The sequence below is a fragment of the Yoonia sp. genome (genome assembly GCF_017854415.1).
Lineage (GTDB): Bacteria > Pseudomonadota > Alphaproteobacteria > Rhodobacterales > Rhodobacteraceae > Yoonia.
This window is the reverse complement of record NZ_JAFMHR010000010.1, coordinates 15,531-38,581: the sequence shown is the minus strand read 5'-3', so window position 1 is coordinate 38,581 and position 23,051 is coordinate 15,531. Positions and strand designations below refer to the sequence as shown.

At 54.8% G+C, this 23,051-nt stretch carries 19 protein-coding genes; 14 read left to right on the top strand and 5 right to left on the bottom strand.

All coding sequences use genetic code 11. From position 1 onward, the window contains the following. The 3 genes from QZ197_RS02530 to bchF all read right to left on the bottom strand — a co-directional run. Window positions 1-1,097: ferredoxin:protochlorophyllide reductase (ATP-dependent) subunit B (locus QZ197_RS02530; protein ID WP_296429711.1), on the bottom strand; the 1,097-nt coding region annotated here is incomplete at its 3' end. Next, complete coding sequence (locus QZ197_RS02525) at window positions 1,097-2,380, bottom strand: ferredoxin:protochlorophyllide reductase (ATP-dependent) subunit N (RefSeq protein ID WP_296429709.1); 1,284 nt, start codon at window positions 2,378-2,380, stop codon at window positions 1,097-1,099. The genes QZ197_RS02525 and QZ197_RS02530, both read right to left, overlap by 1 nt. Next, complete coding sequence (gene bchF / locus QZ197_RS02520) at window positions 2,377-2,877, bottom strand: 2-vinyl bacteriochlorophyllide hydratase (RefSeq protein ID WP_296429707.1); 501 nt, start codon at window positions 2,875-2,877, stop codon at window positions 2,377-2,379. Before bchF ends, QZ197_RS02525 begins: the two co-directional genes overlap by 4 nt. A gap of 273 nt (window positions 2,878-3,150) precedes the next feature. Between bchF and QZ197_RS02515 the strand changes: the two genes are divergently transcribed. The 3 genes from QZ197_RS02515 (at window position 3,151) to QZ197_RS02505 (ending at window position 6,539) form a co-directional block, all read left to right on the top strand. Then, entirely contained in the window at window positions 3,151-3,948 is a 798-nt protein-coding gene (locus QZ197_RS02515) for a cobalamin B12-binding domain-containing protein (RefSeq protein WP_296429705.1), read from the top strand. A 35-nt stretch (window positions 3,949-3,983) separates the two neighbouring features. After that, complete coding sequence (gene ppsR / locus QZ197_RS02510) at window positions 3,984-5,405, top strand: transcriptional regulator PpsR (protein ID WP_296429703.1); 1,422 nt, start codon at window positions 3,984-3,986, stop codon at window positions 5,403-5,405. Window positions 5,406-5,669: 264 nt separating this feature from the next. Continuing rightward, window positions 5,670-6,539 carry a LysR family transcriptional regulator gene (locus QZ197_RS02505; RefSeq protein WP_296429700.1) on the top strand — a complete coding sequence of 290 codons (870 nt, stop codon included), beginning with the start codon at window positions 5,670-5,672 and terminating at the stop codon, window positions 6,537-6,539. Here the strand turns inward: QZ197_RS02505 and QZ197_RS02500 are convergent. Next, complete coding sequence (locus QZ197_RS02500) at window positions 6,536-7,087, bottom strand: ActR/PrrA/RegA family redox response regulator transcription factor (RefSeq protein WP_296429718.1); 552 nt, start codon at window positions 7,085-7,087, stop codon at window positions 6,536-6,538. The genes QZ197_RS02505 and QZ197_RS02500 overlap by 4 nt on opposite strands. 168 nt (window positions 7,088-7,255) lie before the next feature. On the opposite strand from QZ197_RS02500, the gene regB reads away from it, so the two are divergent. From regB to trxA, 8 genes are all read left to right on the top strand, one after another. Beyond that, the gene (gene regB / locus QZ197_RS02495; RefSeq protein WP_296429698.1) at window positions 7,256-8,653 is read left to right on the top strand and encodes a sensor histidine kinase RegB; all 1,398 of its coding nucleotides are present in this window, start codon (window positions 7,256-7,258) and stop codon (window positions 8,651-8,653) included. A gap of 88 nt (window positions 8,654-8,741) precedes the next feature. Next, a complete protein-coding gene (locus tag QZ197_RS02490) occupies window positions 8,742-10,253 on the top strand; it encodes a PAS-domain containing protein (protein ID WP_296429695.1) in 1,512 nt (503 codons plus the stop codon). Between the two features lie 41 nt (window positions 10,254-10,294). Continuing rightward, a complete protein-coding gene (gene tsaE / locus QZ197_RS02485) occupies window positions 10,295-10,759 on the top strand; it encodes a tRNA (adenosine(37)-N6)-threonylcarbamoyltransferase complex ATPase subunit type 1 TsaE (RefSeq protein ID WP_296429694.1) in 465 nt (154 codons plus the stop codon). Beyond that, the gene (locus tag QZ197_RS02480) at window positions 10,752-11,723 is read left to right on the top strand and encodes a phosphotransferase (protein ID WP_296429691.1); all 972 of its coding nucleotides are present in this window, start codon (window positions 10,752-10,754) and stop codon (window positions 11,721-11,723) included. Before tsaE ends, QZ197_RS02480 begins: the two co-directional genes overlap by 8 nt. Before the next feature lie 2 nt (window positions 11,724-11,725). Then, on the top strand, window positions 11,726-12,391 hold the full coding sequence (locus QZ197_RS02475) for a nucleotidyltransferase family protein (RefSeq protein WP_363157878.1): 666 nt from the start codon (window positions 11,726-11,728) through the stop codon (window positions 12,389-12,391). After that, window positions 12,384-15,311: a double-strand break repair protein AddB gene (addB, locus tag QZ197_RS02470; RefSeq protein ID WP_296429687.1), complete on the top strand. Its 2,928-nt coding sequence runs from the start codon at window positions 12,384-12,386 to the stop codon at window positions 15,309-15,311. The genes QZ197_RS02475 and addB overlap by 8 nt, the downstream gene beginning before the upstream one ends. Beyond that, the gene (addA, locus tag QZ197_RS02465) at window positions 15,308-18,646 is read left to right on the top strand and encodes a double-strand break repair helicase AddA (RefSeq protein ID WP_296429685.1); all 3,339 of its coding nucleotides are present in this window, start codon (window positions 15,308-15,310) and stop codon (window positions 18,644-18,646) included. The genes addB and addA overlap by 4 nt, the downstream gene beginning before the upstream one ends. Before the next feature lie 2 nt (window positions 18,647-18,648). Beyond that, window positions 18,649-19,026, top strand: coding sequence for a thioredoxin (gene trxA, locus QZ197_RS02460; protein ID WP_296429715.1), 378 nt, complete (start codon window positions 18,649-18,651; stop codon window positions 19,024-19,026). 54 nt (window positions 19,027-19,080) lie between these two features. On the opposite strand, the gene QZ197_RS02455 is transcribed toward trxA, so the two are convergent. Next, on the bottom strand, window positions 19,081-19,998 hold the full coding sequence (locus QZ197_RS02455) for a hypothetical protein (RefSeq protein ID WP_296429682.1): 918 nt from the start codon (window positions 19,996-19,998) through the stop codon (window positions 19,081-19,083). Window positions 19,999-20,099: 101 nt separating this feature from the next. Here QZ197_RS02455 and hslV point away from each other — a divergent pair, with 101 nt between their 5' ends. From hslV to hslU, 3 genes are read left to right on the top strand one after another with little or no spacing between them, the layout of a single operon-like run. Further along, window positions 20,100-20,657 carry an ATP-dependent protease subunit HslV gene (gene hslV, locus QZ197_RS02450; RefSeq protein ID WP_296429680.1) on the top strand — a complete coding sequence of 186 codons (558 nt, stop codon included), beginning with the start codon at window positions 20,100-20,102 and terminating at the stop codon, window positions 20,655-20,657. After that, window positions 20,654-21,721, top strand: coding sequence for a hypothetical protein (locus QZ197_RS02445; RefSeq protein ID WP_296429678.1), 1,068 nt, complete (start codon window positions 20,654-20,656; stop codon window positions 21,719-21,721). Before hslV ends, QZ197_RS02445 begins: the two co-directional genes overlap by 4 nt. Before the next feature lie 8 nt (window positions 21,722-21,729). Then, window positions 21,730-23,037 carry an ATP-dependent protease ATPase subunit HslU gene (gene hslU / locus QZ197_RS02440; RefSeq protein ID WP_296429677.1) on the top strand — a complete coding sequence of 436 codons (1,308 nt, stop codon included), beginning with the start codon at window positions 21,730-21,732 and terminating at the stop codon, window positions 23,035-23,037. Window positions 23,038-23,051: the final 14 nt, after the last annotated feature.

Below are 23,051 nucleotides of genomic sequence, written 5' to 3'. Positions count from 1 at the left end.
AGGCGCTTGCCGATGTGGCGCTCCATCTGGGTGCCAAGGATCATCTCGGGGCTCAATCGCTCAATTGCGGCTTCGACCTCAAGATAGTCATCGGTGATAAAAGCCTCGACACCGTAATCTTTGGCCAGCGCACGAAGAGGACGCGCCATTTCGCGGTTATAACAACCGATACCGACCACTTCGAAACCCATCTCGTCGCGGGCGATGCGCGCGTGGGCGGCGACATGCGTGCCGTCACCAAAGATGAATACGCGCTTACCGGTCAGGTACGTACTGTCCACAGACCGCGACCACCACGGCATACGCAGGCGGGTTTCGTCAATTTTGCCGCTCACGCCAGTGATTTCTGCGACTTCTTTGATAAAATCACGGGTCGCACCCACGCCAATCGGGACGATCTTTGTGAATTGCTGATCGTGGTTTTTCTCAAGGAACCGCGCGGCGGCTTCGCCAGTCTCTGGCGACAACAACACGTTGAAATGCGCCGCTGGGAGGCGTGCAATATCAGTCGGCGTTGCATCAAGGGGGGCCGTCACATTTACGTCGATGCCCATCTCGGACAAAAGTCCGGTCAGTTCTTCGACATCGTCGCGGGCACGAAAGCCCAGCGCTGTTGGCCCAAGGATATTGCAAGTGATGCGCGCGGTGCGCTCTTGCGGTTTGGCAAGGGTTTTGACGATCTGATAAAACGTCTCGTCCGCGCCAAAGTTTTCTTTGCGGCTGTAGCTTGGCAGTTCCAGCGGGATGACGGGAATAGACAGGCCCATGGTTTCGGCCAGTCCAGCGGGATCGTCTTGGATCAATTCCGCGGTGCAAGAGGCGCCAACAATGATCGCTTCAGGATTGAAACGCTCGACCGCATCATAGCAGGACGCTTTGAACAAGGTCGCCGTATCAGCACCCAGATCACGTGCTTGGAATGTCGTATAGCTGACAGGCGGACGGTGATTGCGACGCTCGATCATCGTGAACAGCAAATCTGCATAAGTGTCACCCTGCGGGGCGTGCAACACATAGTGCAGGCCTTTCATCGCAGTTGCCACGCGCATCGCACCAACGTGGGGCGGGCCTTCATATGTCCAAACGGTCAGCTTCATTATTCAGCCGCCTCCATCTGAAGCAATGCCTTGCGGCGCACAGGCCGCGAGAACAGGCCAGCAAGATCACCTGCCTGTTCGTAGAAATGCACAGGCGTAAAGACCAATTCGATGGCCCATTTGGTGGTCAGACCTTCGGCCTCAAGCGGGTTGGCAAGACCAAGGCCGCAAACCGTCAAATCAGGGCGGGCTGCGCGGGCGCGGTCCAGCTGTTTGTCGACATCCTGGCCTTCGGAAATCTGTGGACCAGCGGGCAACAGGTCCAAATCAGGGCCGTGAAGCGCATCGTGAATATAAGGGCTGCCAACTTCGACAGCTGTCATACCGCATTCGCGGGTCAGGAAACGGGCAAGGGGGATTTCCAATTGGCTATCGGGGAAAAAGAACACCGACTTGCCGCGTAATGCTTCGGCCGCTTGGGCAATCGCTTTGCGGGCGCGGGCGCGGGGGGCGGTGGTGACCCTATCAAAAACCTCTTCGCTGACACCGAATTCGGCGGCAACAACACGCAACCAAGCGGTCGTACCTTCGTCGCCAAACGGGAAGGGCGCTTGCAAATGGCGCGCACCGCGGCGTTCAAGTTCAGCATGCGTATCGCCAAGGAATGGCTGCACCAGCGCAAAGACAGTATTTTCACCCACGGCGGTCGTGTCATCAATCCGGCGCGCAGGCAGCAGGCGGATCGGGCCGATGCCCATATCGGTCAGCAGCGACACCATCTGGTCTTCGACAACATCAGGCAGTGCGCCAACGACAAGCAGTTCACGCTCTTTGGTGTCTTTCAGGATAGGCACCATAGATGCGAGGCATGCATCTTCGCCTTCGGTGAATGTGGTTTCAATGCCGGAACCTGAATAATTCAGAACCCGCACATGCGGTGCGTGCACTTGCGTTAGACGCTCCGCCGCGCGGGCAAGGTCGATCTTGATCACTTCGGACGGGCAAGACCCGACCAAGAATAGTTGGCGAATGTCCGGACGGCGCTCTAACAGACGGGCAACCTCACGGTCCAACTCCTTGTGGGCGTCGGCCATGCCGGCCAAATCTTGTTCTTCAAGAATCGCCGTACCGAATCGTGGTTCGGCAAAAATCATGACGCCAGCAGCTGACTGAAGTAGGTGCGCACAAGTGCGCGAGCCGACGACCAGGAAGAACGCATCTTGCATTTTACGGTGTAGCCAAATGATACCAGTCAGGCCGCAAAAAACCTCACGCTGACCACGCTCTTTCAAGATCGGGGCAGTGCGGCAGCCGCCATTTGTGGGGGTCAGCGGAACGTTCATTTGCGGCCCTCTGCATCAAGACGGGCAAGGCGCAGTTTCCAGACGAATTGACCAGCATTTATGACGTAAGCAGTGTAGGCCGCGAGCGCCACATACATCAGCTGTGTCGCGCCCAACGCATCCGCATAAAGCGCGAAAATATAAAGCAAATGCAATGCGATAACCGCAAAGCTAAAGACGTCTTCCCAATAGAATGCGGGTGCAAAAAGGTACTGCCCAAAGACCACTTTTTCCCAGATCGCGCCTGTGACCATAATCAACAACAAGGTGCCGGTTTTGATGACGATAGAAAGCGTTGCCACCTCGTATCCTAGACCAGTCGTCAAATAGCGGATCACAAGAACAAGCGAGACAAGGAAAACCAGGAATTGAACAGGCGCAAGAACACCTTGGACGAGGGTCCATTTGGTTTTGTCACGGCGCACTCTTTCTGCGTCCGAGTACAGTCGTCGTCCCAGCGTTTGAGCGCTTGCCGTATGCGTGGTGGCCGATGACATGTAAGTATTCCCTGACAGCTTCTTGTGTCCAGATTAAGTGACGCTTTGGGGATGTGTCAACTTTAACTTACACTTTTGGCGCGACAAACCGCCGCTCTTAGGGGGCAGCCCTTTGAGTCATAGTTTCCCGTTTTTTATAGCTTTTTGTTTCTTTTTGAAAAACGTGACCGCTTTATGTGTCTATCTGATTTGACATTCCGGCGCGCACGTCAGACAATGAGATAATGCCGGACAAACCGCTTGAGAGTATTGGTTCAGCCCAAGGACAAGCAAATGGACGATCATCGGACGTCAGAGTCCCTCGAACATCACGTCGCGGATACCTCCCGGGCGACCAACGTGGCACAGCAAATGGCCGCGGTTTTGGTGCGCGATACGCCTGATTATCTTGACGTTACGGTTCTGTCAGCCTTGCACAATGCCGTCCTTGGCCGCGATCCGGAAACGGCCAAACAGGTTGTCCATGATTTGATCGCGAATGGCGTCACCGCTGTCGATCTCGCCGATTTCTATATTCCAGAGGTCGCGCGAAAATTGGGTGATCAGTGGTGCAGTGATGAACTTAGCTTTGCAACTGTGACCATTGGGTCTGCAAGGCTACAATCAATGCTGCGCTCGCTAGGGCCGGACTGGTCTGGCGAAAGAACCGGAAAAACCGCAGCCGCTTCGATCCTCTTGGTCGTCCCCCAAGAAGTGTATCATACCCTTGGTGCACTGGTTTTAGGGGGGCAACTTCGCAGAAAAGGGCTGTCCGTGAAGCTGGTCTTGGGTGGCAAGCCGCAAGATGTTGCCAATCATGTTGAAAGCGCGCATTACGACTGCGTCTTCCTATCGTCGTCGCGCGGTGAGACGCTTGAATCGCTGCGTAGGTTGGTCGAGGCCGTGAAAACCGCGACGCTGACGCCCCTGCCTGTTGTAATAGGTGGCACAATTTTAGAGGTCGAACCCATCGAAACCATCACGGCACTCACTGGGGCAGACTTTGCCACGAGCATCCCAGAAGAAGCCCTACGGCTTTGCGGCCTTTGCGACGGCACGCAAGACGATAGTCGCGCCAAGAAAAGGGCCTAAGCAATGAAGATGGCCTCTTTTAAGGCGGACTCGCTATGACGTCGCGTGGTGCAAAATACTGGAATAGTGGTGCAATCCCGCTGATTGCCCCTGAAATCCTGGGAGACATCATCGCGCATGTTGCCGATGTCGGCGTCGTGATTTCAGAAACCGGCACTGTTCTTTCGGTCTTAGTCAATCCAAGCAATACTACTTTTCAGGCGCTTTCGCGCTGGGAAAATAGTGACATTCGCGATTTCCTGACCGAAGAAAGCATCCCCAAGTTTGATGCCCGCCTCGGCGAGTTCTTGGGCGGCAAGCCAAACGTGCGCCCGATTGAATTGAATCATGCGGACGAGAATATGCGCTGGGGTTCGCCCGTGCGCTATAGCTTCCACCGGATTGGCCCAGATGGTGCTATCTTGTTGCTTGGCCGTGATCTGCAGCCAATTGCAGAGATGCAGCAACAATTGGTCGAGGCCCAGCTCGCGCTAGAGCGTGACTACGAGGCCCAGCGCGAATTCGACACCCGTTTCCGAGTTTTGATGGAGAGCACAAGCGAGCCGATCGTTTTTGTATCGACCCAAACCGGCGAGATTTCCGAAGTGAATGCCGCCGCGGTCGCCTTACTTGGCCGGTCCGCCGACGATCTGCTGCGGTCGCCGTTGGTTGATTGCTTTGAAGGTCGCAAACGGGGCGATCTCATCGAGAACCTTGCTTCGCAAGCGATGTCCAAGCTTGAAAAGAAAATTTCGGCTGATATTCGCGGATCAGGTAAAACGATCGGTATTTATCCAACGCTATTTCGGGCGGCGGGTGACCGTATCCTGCTTTGCCGTCTTGTCCCATCCGACGACAGCAACGCGCGCGAAGATGACCTAAGCCGCAACATGCAAGGTCTGTATCATGACGGACCAGAGGCAATAGCCTTTGTGTCAGATGGCGGCGATGTCCTTTCGGCCAACGATGCATTTCTTGATATGATTGACGTTGCCCAAGACATTAACGTGCGGGGCCGCAGTTTTTCCGAATATCTGCAGCGCGGCAGCGTTGATTTTAAGGTGATGGCAGAGAACGCCAGCCGCGCCGGCAAAATGCGCAATTATGCGACAAAGCTGGCTGGCGAATATGGCAGCCCGCGCCCTGTGGATATCTCGGTTACGAAGCTGATGGCTGGCACCAAAGTAGTGTTTGCTTTTGTGATCCGCGACGCTGCACGCGCCGACGCTTCCCACCCCAAGTCACACCCGACCAGCGATGAAAGCATGCGCTCTGTCGTTGAATTGGTCGGAAGTGCGTCGCTGAAAGATATTGTCGCTGAGACGACAAATGTCGTTGAAAAGATGTGTATCGAAACCGCGGTTGAACTGACCATGAACAACCGCGTAGCTGCTGCCGAAATGTTAGGCCTGTCGCGGCAGTCACTGTACGTGAAGCTGCGTAAGTTTGACCTGCTCAGCCGCGACACGGACAGCTAACTCCTACCACATTCCCACACCGCGCATTGCACTTTGGTGGCGTCGTCTCGCTTCGAGCGCGAGATCATTTGTGTTGCGGGGGCCACGTGTTTGCTTGAAGAAATCGGGCGCGTCCCAATGATCTTTGCGGTTGGCTGGCAAGATAGCATGTGCGATTGATGATAGCATGGCTTTTCCTTTCAAACTGATCATGCTGTTTGTATATTGACAATATAGACCACTCGCGACTCATTATGATTTTCAACATGTAAGCTGGAGTATCATATGGATTGGCGCTCTATTCCATCATTGTCATCACTGCGCGCATTTGAGGCGGTGGCGCGCGCTGGGTCATTTTCGGCTGCAGCACGTGATCTAAACGTGACGCATGCCGCCATTGCCCAGCATGTTCGCGCACTAGAAGCAGACCTAAAAACAAGCCTGCTTGCGCGGCAAGGGCGCGGTATGGTGTTAACTGATCCTGGAACACAATTGGCAACTGCGCTTACCGACGGGTTCACCCAGATTATCGCTGGCATTCAGCAAATCACCCAAGACGCAGAAGCCCGCCCCATCGCCCTTTCCGTCACACCCAGCTTTGCTGAAAACTGGCTCATGCCCCGCTTTTCAGATTTCTGGGCAAAGCACCCCGATATTCCATTATCAATTTTACCCAGTTGCGATGTCTTTGACCTGCGCCGCGACGGTATTGATTTGGCGGTGCGCTATGGTCTTGGTGAATGGTCCGGCCTTACCGCCACACCTCTTTTGAAGGCTGACTTTACCGTCGTCGCGGCGCCTGAATTGGTTGCAGGACGGAAAGTCACATCCTTTGCTGACCTCAACGGTTTGCCGTGGTTATTCGAAACTGTGCACCAAGAGGCCCGCAGGTGGGTCATGGAATCGGGACTGGATTTAGACCAAAGCCCGATCAACGAAGTCGCAACCTTTGGCATGGTGATGTCCGCTGTACGCTCGGGCAAATGCCTAAGCGTCGTGTCCAGCGCGTTGGTTGCAGATGAAATCAAGTCAGGCAAGCTGGTCACGTTGATGCAGCTTCAGCCCGAAGGCCTTGGCTATTTCGTCGTTCATCCCAAAGGGGTACTGTCCCCGCGCGCCAAAATCTTAAAGGCGTGGTTGCGGGCAGCCGTCTAACGCGGGCTGCGCTTTGCCAATATCCGCTGCAATGTCCTGCGATGCATCGACAAACGCCGCGCTGTTTCCGACACGTTGCGATCACAAAGCTCGTAGACGCGCTGAATGTGTTCCCAACGCACGCGGTCCGCGCTCATCGGGTTTTCTGGCGGCGGCGGCAACATATCCTTAAGCGCAAGCAGGGCATTAGTGACGTCTTTTGCGTCAGCAGGTTTAGCCAGATAGTCAATGGCGCCGATTTTGACTGCCGCGACCGCAGTCGCAATCGCGCCATAACCTGTCAGAACCACAATCCGGCTTTCGGGTCTACGCGCGCGAAGTGTTTCCACAACGTCCAGACCGTTTCCGTCCTCAAGCCGTAAATCTACTACCGCATAGGCCGGCGGACGTGCAGTCGCGATTGCTTTGCCTGCTGCGACAGACTCTGCCATCTCGACCTCAAAGCCTCGCTTTTCCATCGCTTTCGCAAGACGGCGCAAAAATGCGTCGTCGTCATCGACCAACAAGAGGCTTTTGTCTTCGCCCAGATCCAATGCCTCGATATTCATATTCTGACCCATTGCTATTCCTGTGTAAGGAGGTAGGCCGTTTGTAAGATGCGTCAACTTAGCCGCACGCGGTGGCGTGCGGTCACAAATGCCGCCGCAAAGCACTGCATTGATCCCGCGATATTTAGCTATACCTTAAACATAACCTAAAAAGGTCGATCACAAACCATGCCTGCCACTGGTTTTCAGCTGTTCAAAGATCAACAACGCAGCAATTGGGTCCGCATGCGGACGCTTGTTGCGCTGCGTTGGTTTGCGATTGTAGGGCAGATAGCCGCGATCTTTGTTGCCGTTCAAGTACTTGATTTGCAGCTGGAGGTCGGGCTGGCTACGCTTGTGATCATGGTTTCGGTGATTGCCAATCTCGTTTCAATCTATGTTTATCCCGAGAACAAGCGCCTCTCTGAAACCGAAGCCACACTATGGCTGGTATTTGATCTCGCGCAGCTTGGATTGCTGTTGTTTCTGACCGGTGGGCTGAACAATCCCTTTGCAATGCTTCTTCTTGCACCGGTCACAATTGCAGCAACAGTTCTACGCCTTATCAATACGGTCTTTCTGGGCTTAACGGCAGTCACCATCACCACAGCCATCAGTCGCTATTCTTTACCTATCACTGATGCTGACGGCGTGGTGCTGTTGCTTCCCGCCTTGTTCCAGTTCGGGTTTTGGGCCGCAGTCCTTATCAGTCTTGTATTTCTGTCGCTTTACGCCCGCCAAGTTACCACCGAAATGCACGCTATGGGTGAGGCACTGCTTGCCACCCAGCATGCACTTTCGCGCGAGCAAAAATTGACTGATCTGGGCGGCGTTATCGCGGCGGCGGCGCACGAACTTGGCACGCCTTTGGCCACAATAAAATTGGTCAGCAGTGAGTTGATGGAGGAATTGGAAAACCACCCAGAACTGCTGGAAGATGCGCAGTTGATTGGCGCGCAAGCGGATAGATGCCGCGACATTCTCCAGTCAATGGGCCGCGCTGGCAAAGATGACCTGATGCTACGCAAAGCACCAGTAGAAGCCGTCGTCCGCGAGGCGGCAGAACCACATTTGCATCGCGGCAAATCTGTCGCGTTCCAAATCGCCCCGGCCGAAGGTGCCCGCCTGAACCAACCCGTCATCAGCCGCCGCCCCGAAATTATCCATGGGCTACGTAACCTGATCCAGAACGCTGTTGATTTCTCAAAGTCCGAAGTGACCGTCGCTTTATCATGGACGCAGGATCAGATCACCGTGCAGATCTCTGACGATGGAAATGGTTTCCCGCAGTCCGTGCTTGGCCGCATCGGTGATCCATACGTGCGCCGCCGCCGCCTTTCCGAGGACGTCGCGAACAGACCCGGTTACGAAGGAATGGGGCTAGGGTTGTTCATTGCCAAGACCCTGCTTGAACGTTCAGGCGCGAAACTCGCGTTTTCAAATCGTAGGCGGCACGGCCATGCAAGCTGGACAGGACATCCCACGGGCGGGGCCATTGTAGAGGTCATTTGGCCACGCAATGCACTGCTAGACGACGCTGATTGGAACAGCGCACCTTTGGGTGAGAACCAGAAATTCGACCTCTAGCGCGGAATATCGAACCAAGATTAACAACGCTTTAACTTTCATCAGCGATTGTGTCCCTTGCCATGTTCAGAATGGGGCTGCAAAAAAGATGACCTTCGTTGATTTGACAAGCATTTCGCTGATCGCGATGTTGGGCGCGTGGGCCATTGTAATCATACTTGGTTTTGGCAAAAAGCATCGCGCCAGACGCAGTTCGGCGCCCAAAAAAGAAGTTATAGTACTGTTTCGTGACGCCACGCTCTTGGACGCAACACCGGACGCATTTGACGTTTTGGGTCATGATATACAAGAAATTTCAGACCTCGTGGGTGCGCTTGAAACCGGTTTTCCCGAGCTCCGCGCTGCCCTTGCCGAAAGCCCGGGTTGGTCTGGTCGAATGACAAGCATTCTGGACAATTCAGTCGCATTGGATGTCAGCAATCTGCACGGCACCATGCGGTTTCAACTGTACGGGGGGCGCGAATCCCTTGTCCCGCCCGACAGTCAAGCGACGCATCGTGCCGCGGCATTGACGCAAGACATTCGCCAGTTTTCGCCGCAACTGGTCTGGCAACAGGACAACAACGGCGACATCACGTGGTCGAACACCGCCTACAACAACCTTGCAAACCAGCAGATTGATGTGCCGTTTCTCAAACTTGACACTGATATGGGCGGTAAGCTTCAAAAACAGCAAAGAGTCGCAAGATCGGACGATATAAAACAGTGGTTTGACGTCACAACTGTGGCCCGCGATGAGCACCTTTTGCACTTCGCAGACGACGCCACGGCGCTTGTTCTGGCTGAACAGGACCGTCGAAACTTTGTTCAAACGCTCGGCAAAACCTTTGCTGACCTCTCAATCGGGTTGGCAATCTTTGACAAGGGCCGTCAGCTGGCGACATTCAATCCTGCCTTGCACGATATGACCAAGCTACCGGTCACATTCCTAAGTGGACGCCCGACAATTGATACCGTCTTGGACCGTTTGCGCGAATTGCGGATGATGCCCGAGCCAAAGAACTACACCTCCTGGCGCGAAGAGTTCACTGCTGTCGAAGCGGGTGCAAAAAACGGCACTTATACCGCGAATTGGGCGCTGCCAGACGGGCAAACCTACCGCGTCACTGGCCGCCCGCACCCCGATGGGGCCTTTGCGATCTTGTTCGAAGACATCACCGCAGAGGTTTCATTGACCCGTCGCTTTCGGTCCGACATCGAAACGGGGCAAGCTGTTCTTGATACCCTCCCCGATGCCATTGCTGTCTTTTCAGGAACGGGGACGATGGTGGTTTCCAATAATGCATATAGCAAACTCTGGTCCACCCAATCCGAACTCCTTTTGGATCACCGTGATGTCAAAACCGAGGTTTCCGTTTGGCAAGATAGCTGCATCGCATCGCCCGTTTGGACCGAAATGCAGACCTTTATTCAACGGTTAGGCCAACGCAAACCTTGGTCAGAAAACGCGATGTTGGTGGATGGGCGGCATGTGCGCTGCCACGCAATGCCCATTGCGGGCGGCATGACGATGGTGCGATTTGTCATCGCCCCACCAATGCGGCCCGTCATTCAAAAACTGACACAAGTTGATCCAGCGTTATTGGCCCGCAAAATCTGATTTACGCTTGCAGCAGATGCGCAACGCCATAGTGTGGGCGCATGGCCCCAACCTTGTTTTCAAAGCACCTTCCAGACGAAGCCGCGACCGCTGCTTTCGCTACCCAAGTAGCACCCCTGCTGTCAGCGGGTGACGTTCTATTGCTTGAGGGCGAGATCGGTGCTGGAAAGTCCGCATTCGCACGTGCTTTGATCCGCGCGCGGCTTGGCCGCATGGAAGACGTGCCTTCACCCACTTTCACACTGGTCCAAATTTACGAAGCGCCAGACGGCGATATCTGGCATTGCGACCTTTACCGTCTGACCCATCCTGATGAAGCACTGGAACTTGGGCTTGAAGAAGCATTTGAAACAGCGATTTGCCTTATCGAATGGCCTGACAGATTAGGGGCTGTTGCACCTTCAAACGCTCTTCATTTGGCATTTTCCGCCCTCAAAGACGCCCACCAGATCACCGTGTCAGGCTCTGATCATTGGGCAGCCAAACTGCGAAATTTGCATGTCTGATCGTACAGCCTTGATCCAAGATTTCGTTTCCAAAACCGTTTGGAAAGACTGGCAAAAAGTCGCGGTTCCCGGCGATGCATCTGCGCGCCGCTACTGGCGGCTAACGGACGGGACACAAACCGTCATCTTGATGGACGACGCACCTGAATTGGGCGGCAGTACCGTTCCGTTTGCCAACATCGCGCAACTGCTACTGGCCAATGGATTGTGCGCCCCGCACATCCTTGCCCATGACCCGCACAACGGGTTGATGATTGTTTCAGATCTTGGGACACAAGATGTGGCCGCATGGTTGCGCCAGCACCCAACCCAAGAAAAAGCGCTTTACCGGACATCGGTTGATGTGCTCGTGAAACTGCACCACATCCCACCGCCGGACAACATGGAGCGAATGACCGCCCAAACTGGCGCAGAGATGTTGGAAATTGTCGGAGAATTCTACAGTCGCGCCAATGTCGCGGACCTTCAACGCGAGATGCTTGTGGCTTTAAATGCACATGCGCCCATCGCCGACACAATTGCATTGCGCGATTTCCATGCGGAAAATCTGATTTGGCGTGATGCACACGAAGGACTAGACTGCGTCGGTTTGTTAGATTTCCAAGACGCTTTTGTTGCACCTGCAGGATATGACTTGGTTTCTTTGCTGCGTGATGCGCGCCGCGATGTCGCGCCTGAAACCGTCGAAGCAATGATTGCGTATTTCGGCGAACAAACGGGGGCGGGTCCAGATTTCCGCACGCAATTGGCCTGCATCGCAATCCAGCGAAACCTGCGTATTCTTGGCATTTTCGGGCGGCTGTCACTGAAGCTGGGCAAGCCTCGCTATCTTGACCTGATCCCCCGCGTCTGGAGTGATATCCAGTCCGACCTTGCTGATCCAGCATTGCATCAACTGCGGCAGGTTATTTTCGACACCGTACCGGAACCAACCACGACCCTGCTTGCGGGCCTTAAGCCGTGACGATGCCAATCATGCTTTTCGCCGCCGGCAAGGGGACGCGCATGGGCTCATTGACCAACAGCTGCCCCAAGCCGATGATCAAAGTTGCCGGCAAACCCCTGATTGATCATGCGTTGCAGATCGCGAATGCGGCCAAAGTCGGACCGAAAGTTGTTAACCTGCATTACCTGCCAGAACTGCTAAAAACACACCTCTCTGACGATGATATTGTCTTCTCGGAAGAAACCGACGCGCTATTGGAAACCGGTGGTGGACTGCGCAAAGCACTGCCGCTTTTGGGGCAAAGCCCCGTGATGACAATGAACACAGATGCGGTTTGGAAAGGCCCAAACCCGATTGATGTGATCCAGAACGCATGGGCCCCACAGATGGAGGCGCTTCTGCTTCTCATCAAAAAGAAAAACGTTTCCGGACATTTAGGCGCGGGTGACTTCGGTACTGATGCGGAAGGTCGCCTGCACCGTGAGCCGGACATGATTTATACTGGCGTGCAAATCATTCGCACCGATGTGCTGTCGGAAATTGATGAAGTCGCGTTTTCAATGAACATTGCATGGGACATCATCGCAAAGCGCGGTGGTCTATATGGCACAATTTACGATGGAAAGTGGTGCGATGTCGGGCAGCCTTCCAGCATCCCATTGGCCGAAGCAATGCTGCATGTTTGACCCCACCAGCACCCCACGGATTTTCGCGAGCCCCCCCGGCGTTGATTTCGCACGAGGTCTTGTCGGCGGGTTAGAGGAACGCGGCGCAAATCTATCACCCTCCGATTGGGCGCGGGTTGAAATTTACGTCAACACAACCCGCATGCAGCGCCGGATCAGGGCAGTTTTTGACGACGGCCCTGCGCGGCTATTGCCGCGTATCCGGCTCGTAACAGACTTAGCGGATGACCCCGTTTCGCTTGATTTGCCGCCAGCGGTTTCGCCGCTCACACGTCGGTTAGAACTATCCCAATTTGTCGCAAAGCTGCTTGAAAAAGAGCCTGACTTGGCACCGCGTACAGCGCTTTATGATTTGTCCGATAGCCTTGCAAAGCTAATGGACGAAATGCAGGGCGAGGGCGTCAGCCCCGACACTATCGCCCAACTTGATGTGTCTGACCAGTCGGGCCATTGGGACCGGACGCTGCAATTCCTCAACATTATTACCCCGTTTTTTGGTACTGCAAACGACCAGCCCGACAAGGAAGCTCGCCAGCGATTGGTCATTGAAGCCTTGACAAAGCGTTGGACCGAAACACCGCCGACGCATCCTATCATTGTTGCCGGTTCAACCGGTTCGCGCGGTGCGACTGCTTTGTTCATGCAAGCCGTTGCGAAGCTACCGCAAGGCGCGATCATCCTGCCCGGATATGATTTTGATCTGCCTGATCAGGTTTGGGACGCGATGGATGACAACATGACCGCCGAAGACCATCCGCAGTTCCGGTTCAAGCGTTTGATGGATTTGATCGGGTGTGGACATCGCGACATACAGCGTTGGACAAATGCGCGCCCTGTTCATTCAAAACGAAACGCGCTGATCTCTTTGTCATTGCGCCCTGCGCCAGTGACAAACCAATGGCTTACCGACGGCCCAGGCTTGGGTGATCTTATTGAAGCAACTGACGGTTTGACGTTAGTCGAGGCAAGCTCGCCCCGCGCCGAAGCGGAAACGATCGCCTTACGCCTGCGCCAAGCGGCCGAAGACGGGATCACTGCCGCCTTGATTTCACCGGACCGCATGCTGACCCGTCAGGTGACCGCAGCGCTTGATCGCTGGGATATCAAACCAGATGATAGTGCGGGTATGCCTTTGGCATTATCGCCACCGGGTCGGTTCTTGCGGCATGTTGCTGATCTTTTCGGGCAAGCGTTGAATAGCGAAGCACTACTGACGCTTCTGAAACACCCTTTGTGTCATTCCGAACATCCCGACCGCGGTGATCACTTGCGCCATACCCGCGACCTAGAACTACACTTGCGCCGTTGGGGTCCACCTTTTCCGACGGCTGATGACCTGCTTGCATGGGCAGCAAAGGCCGATGATCGCGGCGCTTGGGCAGCTTGGCTCGCTGATCTGGTGACAGGACATGAAGACGCTGGCATCCAACCGCTTGGCCAATATCTGGAACAACATATTGCATTGGCCCAAGCCCTTTGTGCGGGACCAAACGCTGACGGATCCGGCGGATTATGGGCCGAGGCCGCAGGCCGTGAAGCTGTCCGCATTTGCGAAGACCTGCGTCAAGCAGCACCCGCTGGCGGCCTGATGACCCCGCGCGATTATGCTGCATTATTTGGCGGTGTCATCAACGAAGGCGTGGTGCGCGACCGCGACGCGGGTCACCCCAACATACTGATTTGGGGAACGCTTGAGGCACGCGTGCAGGGGGTCGACCTGACCATCCTTGGCGGCATGAACGACGGTGTTTGGCCTGAAGCACCCGCACCCGACCCATGGCTGAACCGTGTGATGCGGGCCAAAGCCGGACTATTACTCCCCGAACGGCGGATCGGGCTTTCGGCACATGACTATCAACAAGCCATCGCTGGCAAAGAAGTTTGGATCACACGGGCAAAGCGATCGGCTGACGCGGAAACTGTGCCGTCACGTTGGGTGAACCGTTTGACCAACTTGCTGAACGGACTGCCCGACCAAGATGGGCAAACAGCGCTTAAGGCGATGTTGGCGCGTGGTACTTTGTGGACGGAAAGGGCTGCAAAACTCTCTGCGCCCACGCACCGAACAGACCCGGAACCGCGCCCATCGCCGTGCCCACCGCCAGCATCGCGACCTGATCAGCTATCGGTGACGCAGATTAAAACACTGATCCGCGACCCGTTTGCGATTTATGCGCGCAAGGTATTGCACCTGTCGCAACTTGATCCTTTGGTTCCCAACGCTGACGCGCCTTTACGCGGGATCATTGTGCATAAGATACTTGAGCGATTTATCACTGACGGCTTCGGCCCTGCAGATCGCGAAACGCTCATGCGGATTGCTCATGAAGAATTCACCGCCCAATGCCCTTGGCCAACCGTTCGGGCCCAATGGATCGCGCGCATGGACCGGGTTGCCGATAAGTTTCTTACTGACGAAGACGAGCGGCAAAGCCTTTCGGACAAACGCATCACAGAAGCATGGGGCGAAATTGTAGTCGCTGCGACGGGCGTCAAGCTGACCTGCAAGGCAGATCGAATTGACCTGACAGACGATGATGAAGCGCTTATTTATGACTACAAAACCGGCGTTGTTCCAACTGGCCCGCAGCAGGAAAAATTCGACAAACAACTGCTGCTTGAGGCTGCGATGGTCGAACGCGGTGCTTTCAACGAAATCGGTCGAAAGACTGTTAGTGGCGCCAGCTTTATCGGCGTAAATGCCGCTATGCGCAACATTGACGCCCCGTTGAAAAAACAGCCGCCAGATCAAGTTTGGGCAGAGTTAGAGACGCTTTTTGCGCGGTGGCAAGACCAAGATCGCGGCTATACCGCCCGCCTTGCTTTGTTTTTGAAAACCGACCAAAGCCCCTATGACCACCTGTCACGTTATGGCGAGTGGGACACCAACCAAGACCCCGAACCGGTGGTGTTGAAATGATCCGCAATCCCGCAACCCAACGCCAAGTGGACGCCGCCGATCCGCGCACGTCAACTTGGCTGTCGGCCAATGCTGGGTCAGGCAAAACGCGTGTTTTAACGGACCGTGTCGCACGGCTGTTGCTAGAAGACGTATCACCCCAGAACATCCTTTGCCTGACCTATACCAAAGCAGCAGCAGCCGAGATGCAGAACCGCCTGTTTCAACGCCTTGGCGCTTGGGCGATGATGGCGGATGACAAACTGCGCAACGAACTGCAGGAGCTTGGCGTCGACAAACATATCGACGACACCCAACTGGCAAGTGCGCGCACCCTGTTCGCCCGCGCGATCGAAACGCCGGGCGGTCTGAAAATCCAAACCATTCACTCGTTTTGCGCAGGTGTTTTGCGCCGCTTCCCACTTGAGGCCCAGGTCAGCCCACAGTTCCGCGAAATGGAAGACCGCATGGCGGAAATCCTGCGGGCAGAAGTCGTTGATGAATTGGTGGTTGGGCCAAACGCAGACATCGTCCACGCAATGCTTGCGCATTTCACTGGTGATGATTTGGCCAAGTTCACAGCAGAAATCGCAGGAAAGCGCGATGCTTTCGCTGCGCCGGTTGCGGACGAAAAAATCAAATCCTTGCTGGACCTCAAACCAGATGCCCAGCGTGATGATGCCCTGAGTATCGCGTTTCAAGGCGATGAAGCCATGATCGTAGACGAGATAAAGGAAGCGTTCCGCGATCAGGCCGCATCGTACAAAAAGATTGCTGCCCAACTTGCAGAACTTGACCTAAAAATCCCTAGTTGGGCTGCGTTAGAGACGCTTTTTGGTCTTTTTCTCTATGCCAATAGCTGCGATTCAAAGTCGGTCAATTTCCCCCAAAGCAACCACACCAAAGCGGTCGAAGCGATGGCGCCGATCGCTGACGCCGTGCATGAATGGATGGACCGTGTCGCCGACGCAAAGGCACATCTTTGGGCGATGGACGCGTTTGACCGCAACCGTGCGCTGTACGATTTCGCCGAAGTTTTCGTGCCTGCGTACGAACACCGCAAACTGGCAATGGGCGCGCTCGATTTCGACGATCTGATCCGCAAAGCCAAGGCGCTGCTTATTGATCCAGCCGTCGCGCAATGGGTGCTGTTCCGATTGGACGGCGGCATCGATCACATTCTGGTCGACGAGGCCCAAGACACCAGCCCGACCCAATGGGCCGTAATCGAACAACTGACCCAAGAATTCGCCACTGGCGAGGGCGCGCGCCCTGACCGCGAACGCACCATCTTTGTGGTCGGCGACAAAAAACAGTCGATCTATTCATTCCAAGGGGCCGACCCGGCCGCCTTTGATCAGATGAAAGCGCATTTCAACGATTCCCATAAAGCGATCGGAAAACCCTTCGAAGTGACTTCGCTAGATCATTCTTTCCGGTCCTCGCAGGCAATCTTGTCGGTGGTAGATGCCACTTTCGCAGGCGATCGCGCCGCGGGCATGGACGACAATTTGAACCATATTGCATTCAAAGAAGGCATGCCCGGTCGCGTGGATTTGTGGCCTGTGATTGAGAAATCCAAGATCGAAGATACCCGCGAATGGTTCAAGCCCGTCGATGAACCAAGTGCGACCGACCACATTGTCATGATGGCCCAGCGCACGGCAGCGCAGATAAAATACATTATCGCAAATGAAACGCTGCCCGTCGAAGACGGGAATTCCGGCACCTTCAGCCGTCGCCCCGCGACCGAAGGCGATTTTCTGATCCTCGTCCAACGCCGGTCAGAGCTTTTTGCCGAAATCATCCGCGCTTGTAAGGCTGCGGACCTTAAGATCGCTGGCGCGGATCGTTTACGTGTCGGCGCAGAACTTGCGGTTAAAGATCTCGCCGCTTTGCTACGGTTCTTGGCCTTGCCCGAAGATGACCTTTCACTGGCGGCAACCCTGCGTTCGCCGTTGTTTGGCTGGTCTGAACAGCAGCTTTTCACCCTGTCGCATCACCGCGTGAAATCGTTCTTGTGGGAGGCACTGCGCAAAACTGACCCCACTCCGACCCTCGATGTTCTAAATGATCTACGCGGTAAATCGGACTTTTTGCGCCCCTATGATTTGATCGAACGCATCCTGACCCGCCATGATGGACGCCGTAAATTGCTGGCCCGTTTGGGACCAGAAGCCGAGGACGGGATCGACGCATTATTGTCCCAAGCACTGGCATACGAAAGCACGGGCGTGCCCAGTTTGACAGGCTTCCTGACCTGGATGGACACCGACGACCTTGAGGTCAAACGCCAGATGGAAAGCCAAGGCGACCGTATTCGTGTGATGACGGTGCATGGGGCAAAAGGGCTTGAGGCGCCGATCGTGATCCTGCCTGATACCGCCAAACGTGATATTCAGGTCAAACAAGAACTGTTGCCCGCAGGCGATCACGTGATCTGGAAAACGGCGGCAAAGTCATCAGCCCCCGCGGTTATCGCGCTACGCGATGCAGTGATCGCAAAACAAAGCCGCGAACGGCTGCGGCTGCTTTATGTGGCGATGACCCGTGCTGAAAAGTGGCTGATTGTCGGGGCTGCAGGTGATGTCGGCGAGGGTGACGCAAGCTGGTATAACATCGTCGCTGACGGCATGGCCCAACGCGGTGACTATGATGCAATGCTGGGTGATTTGCCGATCAAACGGGTGTCGGAATTGGACTGGGACGCGCCACAACTCGTGACGACCGCGCCCATCGAAACCAATGCCGTTATTGTTCCCGACTTCGGATCGCTGCCTGTGCCCGAAAAAGCCACGACACTTTCACCTTCGGACTTGGGTGGTCCAAAAGTAATGCACGGCGATCCGTCCGAATTGGACCTTGAAGACGCGTTGGCGCGTGGAACGCTGATCCACAAACTGCTTGAACACTTGCCGATGGTTCCACCAGAGAAGCGGCTGGGTCTCGGCTTGCGCCTGATCCAGTCAGACGATCAGGCGCTGGTGCAAGAGATCATCGCCCTTATCGACAAACCTGAACTTGCTTGGTTGTGGGCGGCTGACGCACTGACAGAGGTTGATATCACCGCTGATCTTGCCGGGATCGGACGCATCCATGGCGCGATTGACCGGCTGATCATCACGGATCAGAAAATTACCGCAATTGATTACAAATCCAACAAACTGGTGCCGGACACCCCGGTGCAAACACCCCTTGGACTGCAACGCCAATTAGCCGCTTACCATCAAGCGTTGCGCGCAATCTATCCAAATCATGAAATCGAGGCCGCGATCCTATGGACGCATTCAGGGGATTTGATGGTTTTGCCTGATGATCTTCTTCACGAAGCGCTGATCGGTCTTGCAACACCTTGACCATCGGCGCACGGGTTCCTAATTTCAGCCTCCATGAATTTTCGCCAAGGAGTGACCTGATGGCAACCGTAGCAGTGACCGACGCAACCTTTGACGCCGAAGTGCGCCAGTCCGACATCCCCGTTGTTGTAGATTTCTGGGCAGAATGGTGTGGCCCATGCAAGCAGATCGGACCGGCACTTGAAGAATTGTCCGTCGAGATGGAAGGCAAAGTAAAGATCGTCAAAGTGAACGTCGACGAGAACCCAAATTCGCCAGCACAAATGGGCGTGCGCGGTATTCCAGCACTGTTTGTTTTCAAAAACGGTGAAGTGATTTCGAACAAAGCGGGTGCTGCGCCAAAAGCTGCACTTCAAAGCTGGATTGAAGACTCTATCTAGATTTACAGCTTAACAATACGGAACGGGGCGCGCATTTGTGGCGCCCTTTTTCGTTCAAACGGGCCAGCCGTGATCCCGCAGGACATCGCGGATTGCCGTCTTGGCCTCTGGCCTGCCCGCATTGATAGCGCGTTGTTGCAAGAACCAATGCAAATACCCAGCGTAGTCGGGTTTATGGTCTAAGACCGCTTCAAACGCCAGTTTTTCGCCAATCCTCTCGACATTCAGGGCAATGTGATGTGCGTCAGATTTTGCAAACAGGATCAGCGGTTTTCCAAAGAAATATCCCATGAAGCCTGCACTCGAATTCTGCGTGACGACATAATCGCAGGTTTGCAAGTAACGCTCCATCTGACCAACCTGCAGGAATAAGCGGTCATTCTTGACCATCAATGCCTCGAGCGCGTTCTGTTCTTGCGCACCATAAACTTCCTCAGGGTGCAGCGTGACCATGACTTGCCGTGTGGTGTCATACCTCAAAACGGCCTCGATCATTTTAATTGGGCTGCATGACTGAAATGATCGTTTGCGCAAAAGCTGGCTTTGCAACGGTACATAGACAAAACCATCGCGACAAATGTCGTTTGTTTCCTTTTCAAACAAGCGTTGCCGCCAAAACCTATAGAAATTCGCTGCTGCTGGTATGTCTTTCGCTGCCGGGTTGAAGGGTTCCTGTGCCACTGGCCAATCCCAACGCGCGGCCTGTTTCTCAATATGCCAGAACGGATAGACATAGGTTTTGCGCATCGTTAATCCGCGCGCATTTACGGGTTCTTGCATCAAATAGAGACCACGGCCCGGCCGTGCCAATGCCCGCAGTCGCGCAGTTCTATCGTCGTTGTCGTAGGCGATTTGCAGATCGGCTTGGGTTAAAACATCAGTGATCTTGGCTAGGAAATTGTGATTTCCATCCTCGGCCCGCTTTCGCAGCTTTGGGTGTAAGTAGAATGTGACTGTGTTGCGCGCGCTCATCTTGTGCAACCTAGCCGTGCTACATCGCCTGAACAAGCGAGACGGGGTTGTTTGCCTGCAAATGCGCCGCCATATATGCACAGAACCGCAAGGAGCAGACGATGACAAAAGATGAATTCCCGGGCTGGCACGGCACCACGATTATCGGGGTCCGCAAAGGCGGGCAGGTTGTCATCGCTGGCGACGGTCAGGTCAGCCTTGGTCAGACGGTGATTAAGGGTACAGCCCGCAAAGTGCGCCGGTTGTCGCCGGGTGGTCAGGATGTGATCTGCGGATTTGCCGGATCAACGGCAGATGCCTTTACACTACTTGAACGGCTAGAGAAAAAGCTCGAGGCGACGCCGGGCCAATTGGCCCGCGCGTCTGTCGAATTGGCCAAGGATTGGCGCACCGATAAATACCTGCAAAAGCTCGAGGCGATGCTGATCGTGAGCGATGGAACAGAGCTGCTTGTGATTACAGGTGCTGGCGACGTGTTGGAGCCAGAACATGACATTGCGGCAATCGGGTCGGGCGGCAACTTTGCCCTCGCGGCTGGTCGCGCCTTGATGCCATCAGACAAAGATGCCGAAACGATCGCCCGCGAAGCAATGGCGATTGCCGCCGATATTTGCGTCTATACGAACGGCAAGCTGACTGTTGAAACGATTAAAGCATGATCGAACATGACGACCTCAAAGCTGCAGTTGGCAGCGGCCTGATCAATGAAAAACAGGCTGCTGATCTAATCAGCCTTTCTGATAGCCGTCGTGGTGCGCGCGAAAACCTGAACCCGGGTGATGAGCCGTTTGAACTGTTTAAGGGCTTCAACGAAATCTTTATCGTCATCGGCTTGTTGATCCTGTCAACGGGGTGGTGGGGCGTTGTCGCATTGGCCTTAGGTGATGAGATCATCAATCTGCAAGACTATGCGTTGTGGGTCACCCTCATCGGCGCCGGTTTTTTGTGGTTGCTGTCTGAATACTTCGTGCGCAAGCGCCGGATGGTCGCGCCAGCTATCGCATTATCCGTGATGTTTGCGGCAAACGCAGCTTTTGGGTTTACCGCCGTTATTTCGGAACCTTTTATGGTCGCGCAGAATGACTATTCCAGCGTTCCGTTTCCGCTATTGCTCGCTACGCTTGCGACCCTTTTTTACTGGTGGCGTTTCCGAGTGCCCTTTGCCATGGCAATGATCGCAGTGGGCCTATTCATTGTGGCAGTTGTCTATGCTGCAAGCCGCGCGGGCCCTGTCGATGATCTGAGTGAGTTCTTTTTGTTGTCTGCGGGTGGTCCATTCGCGTGGATTACGCTGGTCCTTGGTCTGCTGGTTTTCGCTGTTGCGATGGCTTTCGACATGAGCGATCCGCACCGCGTAACGCGCAGGTCTGCGAACGGGTTCTGGCTCCACGTCGTTGCGGCACCAGCTTTGGTAAATACCGTTGCGCTGTCGCTGCTGGACCAAGACAACAACGGATCAAACATGATCTTGCTTGCCGTGCTGGCGTTATTTGCAGTCGTCGCAATTGTCATCGACCGACGGTCGTTCTTGATCGCAGCGATCGGCTATATCGTGGCCCTTGCCGCGACTGTTTTTGATGGTGACGGGGCCGCGCTGACTGTGCTTGTTCTTGGCATTGTCTTGCTTCTTCTTGGTGCTTTTTGGGAACGTATTCGGGCGCGCATTCTGCGATTGATGCCCGGTTTTATCCCATTGCACCGCCTTCCCCCTTCTCAAGTTTAAGGCCCAACATGACTGATCTGACCCCTCGCGAAATCGTCTCGGAACTTGACCGGTTTATCATTGGCCAAAATGACGCCAAGCGCGCCGTTGCTGTGGCGCTGCGCAATCGCTGGCGGCGCAAACAATTGGGCGATGATCTGCGTGACGAGGTGTACCCAAAGAACATCCTCATGATCGGGCCCACCGGTGTCGGCAAAACCGAGATTTCGCGCCGCTTGGCAAAACTTGCCCGTGCGCCATTCATCAAGGTTGAAGCCACTAAATTCACCGAGGTCGGATATGTTGGCCGCGACGTCGAACAGATCATCCGCGATCTGGTCGATACCGCGATTTTGGACACCCGCGAACATATGCGTGAAGACGTCAAAGCCAAAGCATATGAAGCCGCAGAAGAGCGCGTGATCACAGCGGTCGCTGGCGCTGATGCCCGCGCAGCAACACGCGAATTGTTCCGCAAAAAGCTGAAATCAGGCGAACTTGACGACACCATGATCGAATTGGAATTGGCGGACACCTCGAACCCGATGGGTGGTTTTGAAGTTCCCGGCCAGCCCGGTGGCATGGGCGGCATGATGAATATTGGCGAGTTGTTCGGCAAAGCGATGGGCGGTCGCACGGTTAAAAAGCAAATGACCGTTGCCGAAAGCTATGATGCATTGGTTGCGGACGAAGCCGACAAACTGCTCGACGATGAATCTGTAACCAAAACGGCACTTGAAGCGGTCGAACAAAGCGGCATCGTGTTCCTTGATGAAATCGACAAAGTCTGCGCACGCGCCGATGCCCGTGGTGCCGATGTTTCCCGCGAAGGCGTGCAGCGTGATTTACTGCCATTGATCGAAGGCACGACCGTTTCAACCAAACACGGACCGATCAAGACAGACCATATCTTGTTCATCGCATCTGGCGCGTTTCACGTTGCAAAACCGTCTGACCTGCTGCCTGAATTGCAAGGCCGTTTGCCGATCCGTGTCGAACTACGCGCCCTGACCGAAGACGATTTCGTCCGCATTCTGACCGAAACCGACAACGCACTGACACTGCAGTATTCTGCATTGATGAAAACCGAGGAGGTGACAGTTACCTTCACCGAAGACGGTATCAAAGCGCTGGCAAAAATCGCTGCCGAAGTGAACGAAGCGGTGGAAAACATCGGCGCACGCAGGCTGTATACAGTGATCGAACGTGTGTTCGAAGACCTGTCGTTTAACGCACCGGACCGCGCAGGCGATGAAATCGCCATTGATGCAGCTTTCGTTGAAACACATCTGGGAGAGCTGTCACGCTCTACTGATCTAAGCCGCTACGTGCTTTAGGGCTTTCAACTTTT